The sequence below is a fragment of the Leisingera sp. F5 genome (genome assembly GCF_001593695.1).
In genome coordinates this window covers 1-5,652 of record NZ_LUKH01000121.1, presented here as the reverse complement: position 1 = coordinate 5,652, position 5,652 = coordinate 1, and the positions used below count along the sequence as shown (strand labels likewise).

8 protein-coding genes are annotated in these 5,652 nt (G+C 61.8%); 6 read left to right on the top strand and 2 right to left on the bottom strand.

Translation table 11 applies throughout. The features are described from left to right. Nucleotides 1-65 precede the first annotated feature (65 nt). Complete coding sequence (locus tag A2I95_RS25350; RefSeq protein WP_027258316.1) at nucleotides 66-1,418, top strand: aminotransferase; 1,353 nt, start codon at nucleotides 66-68, stop codon at nucleotides 1,416-1,418. A 51-nt stretch (nucleotides 1,419-1,469) separates the two neighbouring features. Here the strand turns inward: A2I95_RS25350 and A2I95_RS25345 are convergent, their stop codons facing one another. Continuing rightward, complete coding sequence (locus A2I95_RS25345) at nucleotides 1,470-1,709, bottom strand: Lrp/AsnC ligand binding domain-containing protein (protein ID WP_027258315.1); 240 nt, start codon at nucleotides 1,707-1,709, stop codon at nucleotides 1,470-1,472. 175 nt (nucleotides 1,710-1,884) lie between these two features. On the opposite strand from A2I95_RS25345, the gene hisB reads away from it, so the two are divergent. From hisB to hisH, 3 genes are all read left to right on the top strand, one after another. Continuing rightward, complete coding sequence (gene hisB / locus A2I95_RS25340; RefSeq protein WP_027258314.1) at nucleotides 1,885-2,472, top strand: imidazoleglycerol-phosphate dehydratase HisB; 588 nt, start codon at nucleotides 1,885-1,887, stop codon at nucleotides 2,470-2,472. A 51-nt stretch (nucleotides 2,473-2,523) separates the two neighbouring features. Further along, nucleotides 2,524-3,006 carry a GFA family protein gene (locus A2I95_RS25335; protein WP_291734375.1) on the top strand — a complete coding sequence of 161 codons (483 nt, stop codon included), beginning with the start codon at nucleotides 2,524-2,526 and terminating at the stop codon, nucleotides 3,004-3,006. Between the two features lie 67 nt (nucleotides 3,007-3,073). Then, on the top strand, nucleotides 3,074-3,712 hold the full coding sequence (gene hisH / locus A2I95_RS25330) for an imidazole glycerol phosphate synthase subunit HisH (RefSeq protein ID WP_027258313.1): 639 nt from the start codon (nucleotides 3,074-3,076) through the stop codon (nucleotides 3,710-3,712). Between the two features lie 176 nt (nucleotides 3,713-3,888). On the opposite strand, the gene A2I95_RS25325 is transcribed toward hisH, so the two are convergent. Then, nucleotides 3,889-4,617 (bottom strand): AraC family transcriptional regulator, encoded by a 729-nt coding sequence (locus tag A2I95_RS25325; RefSeq protein ID WP_027258312.1) that lies wholly within the window; start codon nucleotides 4,615-4,617, stop codon nucleotides 3,889-3,891. Between the two features lie 115 nt (nucleotides 4,618-4,732). Between A2I95_RS25325 and A2I95_RS25320 the strand changes: the two genes are divergently transcribed. Both A2I95_RS25320 and A2I95_RS25315 read left to right on the top strand, forming a co-directional pair. Further along, a complete protein-coding gene (locus A2I95_RS25320; protein WP_027258311.1) occupies nucleotides 4,733-5,269 on the top strand; it encodes a peroxiredoxin-like family protein in 537 nt (178 codons plus the stop codon). Between the two features lie 100 nt (nucleotides 5,270-5,369). Beyond that, the gene (locus tag A2I95_RS25315) at nucleotides 5,370-5,621 is read left to right on the top strand and encodes a WGR domain-containing protein (RefSeq protein WP_027258310.1); all 252 of its coding nucleotides are present in this window, start codon (nucleotides 5,370-5,372) and stop codon (nucleotides 5,619-5,621) included. The last annotated feature ends 31 nt before the right edge of the window (nucleotides 5,622-5,652 follow it).

Sequence of the window (5,652 nt, the reverse complement as noted above, 5' to 3'; positions counted from 1 at the left end):
CGCCAATTCTATCGGCAATAGGCCCCATGGGACGTTCATGGGTGTTTCGCGCAAGGAGTTTGGCCATGGCCCCTGTCATCTATCCCACCACCAATTTCACCGCGACCGAGCAGCTGTGCCTGGACCGCGGCGAAGGTATTTATGTCTACGACTCGGACGGCAACAAATATATCGAAGGGCTGGCGGGCCTGTGGTGCACCTCGCTGGGTTACAGCAACACCGAAGTGATGGATGCGATCACCGAGCAGCTGCACAAGCTGCCGTTCTCGCACACCTTCGGCGGCAAGACCCACGCGCCGATTATGGAATTGGCGGAAAAGCTGAAGGCGATGGTCCCGGTGGAGGATGCCTATATCTTCTTTGGCAACTCCGGTTCGGACGCCAATGACACCCACGTGAAGATGCTGCGGTATTACTTCAACGCTATCGGCAAGCCGGAAAAGCGCAAGATCATCACCCGCGAACGCGGCTACCACGGCGTGACGGTGGCGGCGGGGTCGCTGACCTCCCTGCCCGCGAATCTGGCGCATTTCGACGCGCCGCTGGAGGCGCTGTCGATCCTGCGCTCGGACGCGCCGCATTACTACACCGGCCGTCAGGGCAACGAGACCGAGGCGCAGTTCGTCGACCGCATCATCGGCAACCTGGAGCAGCAGATCCTGGCGGAAGACCCCGACACCATCGCGGCGATGATCGTGGAGCCGATCACCGGCGCGTCGGGCGTGATCGTGCCCCCGGAAGGATACTACGAGAAGCTGCAGGCGCTGCTACGCAAACATGGCATTCTGGTCTGGGCGGATGAGGTCATCACGGGCTTCGGGCGCACTGGTGCGGATTTCGGCTGCACTACGATGGGTATCAAACCGGACCTGATGACCTTTGCCAAGCAGCTGAGCTCGGCCTATTTCCCGATTTCAGCCTCGGTGATTCCCGGCTGGATGTATGAGGCAATGATCGACCAGACCAACGAGGTCGGCGTGTTCGGCCACGGCTACACCTACTCTGGCCACCCGGCGGCCTGTGCGGCAGCACTGAAAACGCTGGAGATCTATGAGCGCGACAACCTGTTTGAGCACGCTGCGGATGTCGGGGCCTATATGCAGGCGCAGCTGCGCGGGATCTTCACCGATCATCCGCTGGTTGGCGAAGTGCGCGGCAAGGGGCTGATTGCGGCGCTGGAGCTGGTGTCGAACAAGACCACCGGCGCTAGCTTTGACAAGGGCGCCGCAGGGGCGGCGGCGCAGAGGGCCTGCGAGGCAAACGGGCTGATCTTGCGGGCGGTGGCAGGCAATGCGGTGGCGCTGTGCCCGCCGATCATCATTACCAAGGATGAGGTTGATGACATGCTGGCGCGGATGAAAGTTGCCATCGACAGCGCCTTTGAGGAGCTGAAGGACAAAGGGCTGCTTGCGGCCTGATCCGCCCTGAACCAATCAAAGAACGCCCCGGTTTGCGGGGCGTTTTCTGTTTCAGAACACCTTGTAGGTCATTGTCGTCAGCGACCGCTCGATCCCTTCGATCTGCAGCAGCTGGTCATTGATGTATTTGCCCACATCCTCTCCGGTGGGGATGTAGAGCTTCATCATGAGGTCGAAATTGCCGCTGGTGGAGTAGAGTTCGGAGTGGATTTCGCGCAGCGCGATTTCCTCGGCCACCTTGTAGGTGGTGCCGGGCTTGCAGCGGATTTGGACAAAAACGCAGGTGGACATGGGTGCCCCTTTTGGAAGGTCAGGAATTTGCGCCCAAGCTCGCACGGCGGCGGTGCTGGCGCAAGAGACCGGGATTGCTGCAACAGATTGGCCCCCATGCACAATGCCGCACTTGAGCCACGCCCCCTGCCCGCCCTATAAGCGCCCCTGCAGCTTGACGAAGGACAGCCCGCAGATGCGTACCGCCACAGTGACCCGCCAGACCGCGGAAACCGATATCTCGGTCGAGATCAACCTCGACGGCACCGGGGTTTATGACAACCGGACCGGGGTTGGCTTTTTCGACCACATGCTGGATCAGTTGGCGCGCCATTCGCTGATCGACATGACCATCCGCGCCAAGGGCGATTATCACATCGACGACCACCACACAGTGGAGGACACCGGCATTGCGCTGGGTCAGGCGCTGGTGCAGGCGCTGGGGGACAAAAAAGGTATCCGCCGCTATGGCGAGTGCCACCTGCCGATGGATGACGCGCAGGTGCGCTGCGCGCTGGACCTCTCGGCGCGCCCCTTCCTGATCTGGAACGTGGAACTTCCGACCCAGAAGATCGGCGCGTTTGACACCGAGCTGGTGCGCGAGTTTTTCCAAGCGCTCAGCACCCATGGCGGCATCACCCTGCACATCGACCAGCTGCACGGGTTCAACAGCCACCACATTGCGGAGGCGGCCTTCAAAGCCGTGGCCCGCGCGCTGCGGCTGGCGGTGGAAACCGACCCGCGCAAAGCCGATGCGATTCCCTCCACCAAGGGTGCGCTGTAACAGCCGATCCGTGATATGCTCCCTGCAGTTGTTTTGCAGGGGGGCTATTCAATGACCATTCACGACGGCGGCTGCCTGTGCGGCGCCTTGCGTTACCAGGTAACCAGCGACCCCTTGTGGGTCACTGCCTGCTTTTGCCGGTTCTGCCAGCGGGCCACGGGTGCGCTGGGAATGGTGGAACCGATTTTCGACATCACCCGTTTTCAGATCACCGAAGGGTCTCCAGCCCGCTACGCTCACCTCTCCGGCGGCAGCGGCAAGGAGGTGAACGTGCATTTCTGCGCAAACTGCGGCACAAAGACCCATCTGACATTCGAACGCTGGCCGGACCGGCTGAGGGTCTATGCGGGCACTTTCGATGACCCCGGCTGGTTCGAATTCACACCGGACAACAGCAAGTTCATCTTTCTGGACGACGCAGTGCGCGGCGCCACGGTTCCGCCGGGCTTCAAGGTGTTCCAGCAGCACGCCGCCACCGCGGATGGCACACCGCTGGCCCCTGAAGTTCTGGAGGAGGTGCTGCACATTCGCTGAAGGCTTGGCAGCGCCCGGCTGTTGCGCTAGGCAGCATGCGAGTTTCTTACCGCCTGGAGAGCCCGTTATGCTGACCGCGATTATCGATTACGAATCCGGCAACCTGCACTCCGCCGAGAAGGCCTTTCAGCGCATGGCGCGGGAAGTGGATGCGGGCGAGGTCGTTGTGACCTCCGACGCCGATGTGGTTGCCCGGGCCGACCGGCTGGTTCTGCCCGGCGACGGCGCCTTTCCCGCCTGCGCGGCAGAGCTGCGCGGCCACAAGGGCATCTATGACGCCATGGTCGAGGCGGTGGAGCAGAAGGGCCGCCCGTTCCTGGGCATCTGCGTCGGCATGCAGCTGATGGCGACCACCGGGCATGAATACGAGGAGACCCCGGGCCTAGGCTGGGTTGGCGGCGATGTGGTGAAGATCACGCCGGCAGATGCATCCCTGAAGGTGCCGCATATGGGCTGGAACGATCTGGTGATCGAGACAGCACACCCGGTATTTGACGGTATTGCTTCCGGCGATCACGTGTATTTCGTGCACTCCTACCATTTCCGCGTGTCCACCCCGGCAGAACGGCTGGCACATGTGGATTATGCCGGCGACGTGACCGCGGTGGTCGGGCGGGACACCATGCTGGGCATGCAATTCCATCCTGAGAAAAGCCAGGCCACGGGCCTGCGGATGATCGGGAATTTCCTGACCTGGAAACCATAATGGAACGGCGCTGGCGCGCCGTTGCCTCCCCTCTCGGCGGCAAAGCCGCCTGCCGGGCAGGGGAAAGGGAGTATTTGAGAAAAGATGAAATGCGCTGCCTGCTCTTTCACCTTTTTATAAATACTCATTTACGCCGCACTGCCAGCCTGAAACCACTTTCCTAGACAGCGAGCATCCTAAGCCGCACGACGCAACGAAACCGGCGCGACACCGTAAACCTTGCGGAAGGCGCGAGTGAACCCTTCGGGCGAACCATAGGCATAGCGGCGTGCCACCGCCTCAACCCTGTCGCCGCGGGCAAGATCCTGATGCGCGAGGATCAGGCGCCAGCGGCGCAAATACCCTATTGGGGTTTCCCCGACCTCCGACGCAAAAAGTTCAGAAAAGCGCGACAGCGACAGCCCCGCTTCCTGCGCCAGATCTGCATTGGTCCAAAGCCTGCCGGGATGGTCGTGCATTGCCACAATGGCCCTGCTGAGGCGCGGGTCTGCAAGGCCTGCCAGCAGCCCCGGTTCAGTGGCCCCCTTTTGGATCTGATTGCGCAGCAGGCGCACCATAAGCACCTCGCCCAGCCTGTTGATCACCGATTGCGCGCCGCAATGCTGCCCCTCGGCCTCGTCCCGCATCAAGCGAACCAGCCCCTGTGCCTCGGCATTGCTGCCGATGCCGTAGTCCACAACCGGCGGCAGGGCCGCCAGGAACGGATTGCTGTTGCCCGACCATTCCACCCGCGCGGCCCACATGACCGTGCCAGGGTCCGGATCCGCCAGCGTGCCCTTGGCGCGATAGAGGATCCGCACCGGCTGCCCCGCCTCATCTGCCAGCGCAATCAGATTGGCCTCTCCAGGCCCGGCGGCCTGCACGGCGAGCTGAAAGCGGTCCATCAAAGTAGTGAGGCGGTCCATGATTTCGAGGTTCCCGTCATGTTTTTCGGATTTATAAGACATTAAGCTGCGCAATACAGTGGATCAACCACCACTCACGCCACCACTCACACCACGACTTACAAGGAGCATCCCCATGTTGATCCCCCGCCAGAAAACCCCGGAGCTGACCCTGCCGACGCTGGACCACGGTCCGTTCGACCTGTCCGCGGAAACTGCTGAGCGCGGCACTGTGATCTGTTTCTACCGCGGCCTGCATTGTCCGATCTGCGCCACTTATCTGAAGGAGTTCGAGAAGAAGGTCGCGGCCTTCGCTGAGCGCGGTGTTGATTGCATCGCTATCAGCTCGGACGGCCAGGAGCGCACCCGCGCGATGGCCGACAAGATCGAAGCCAAGGAACTGCGATTTGGCTATGACCTGCCGCTCTCGGCGGCCAAGGACTGGGGTCTCTATATCTCTACCTCGCGCGGCAAGACCTCGATCGGGATCGAAGAACCCGCGCTGTTCTCGGAACCCGGCCTGTTTCTGGTGACACCGGAGCAGACGCTGTATTACGGCGCGGTGCAGACCATGCCGTTTGTGCGCCCGCATTTCGCGGAACTGGTGGCGGCGCTGGATTTTGCGATCCCCAACAACTACCCGGCGCGCGGCGAATACACCGGCGATGTGTAGCTCCGGCGCCAGCCTCTAAAATCGGCTGTGTACGGTAATGGACAAAAGGTCCGCTTCGATGCATACGGTGCGGACCTTTTTACGCGCCCCGGGTCCCCCATTGCACATCCGCTTCGAGAAATACGACCATAGTGAAGGCAAGCACCGCTATTGCCAGCTGAGCCTGACGCCGACGCTGTTCGGCGACTGGTGTGTTGAGCGTGTGTCGGGACCGCTGAATGCGCCAGGCGGGGTTCAGAAGCGGACGTATTTTGCCGCCCAAGCAGAGGCGATGGCGATTTTTGAACGCTTCCGGGACCGGCAGATGAAACGCGGCTATGCGCCGATCCCGGTGCAGCTGGGGCTGCTGTAGGCCCCCGCCGAGTTTACTTGATCCGCATCCA

Coding starts and splice junctions, on each gene's coding strand:
- A2I95_RS25350 (WP_027258316.1), top strand. CDS start 66: ATGGCCCCTGTCATCTATCCCACCACCAATTTCACCGCGACCGAGCAG.
- A2I95_RS25345 (WP_027258315.1), bottom strand. CDS start 1,709: ATGTCCACCTGCGTTTTTGTCCAAATCCGCTGCAAGCCCGGCACCACC.
- hisB (WP_027258314.1), top strand. CDS start 1,885: ATGCGTACCGCCACAGTGACCCGCCAGACCGCGGAAACCGATATCTCG.
- A2I95_RS25335 (WP_291734375.1), top strand. CDS start 2,524: ATGACCATTCACGACGGCGGCTGCCTGTGCGGCGCCTTGCGTTACCAG.
- hisH (WP_027258313.1), top strand. CDS start 3,074: ATGCTGACCGCGATTATCGATTACGAATCCGGCAACCTGCACTCCGCC.
- A2I95_RS25325 (WP_027258312.1), bottom strand. CDS start 4,617: ATGGACCGCCTCACTACTTTGATGGACCGCTTTCAGCTCGCCGTGCAG.
- A2I95_RS25320 (WP_027258311.1), top strand. CDS start 4,733: ATGTTGATCCCCCGCCAGAAAACCCCGGAGCTGACCCTGCCGACGCTG.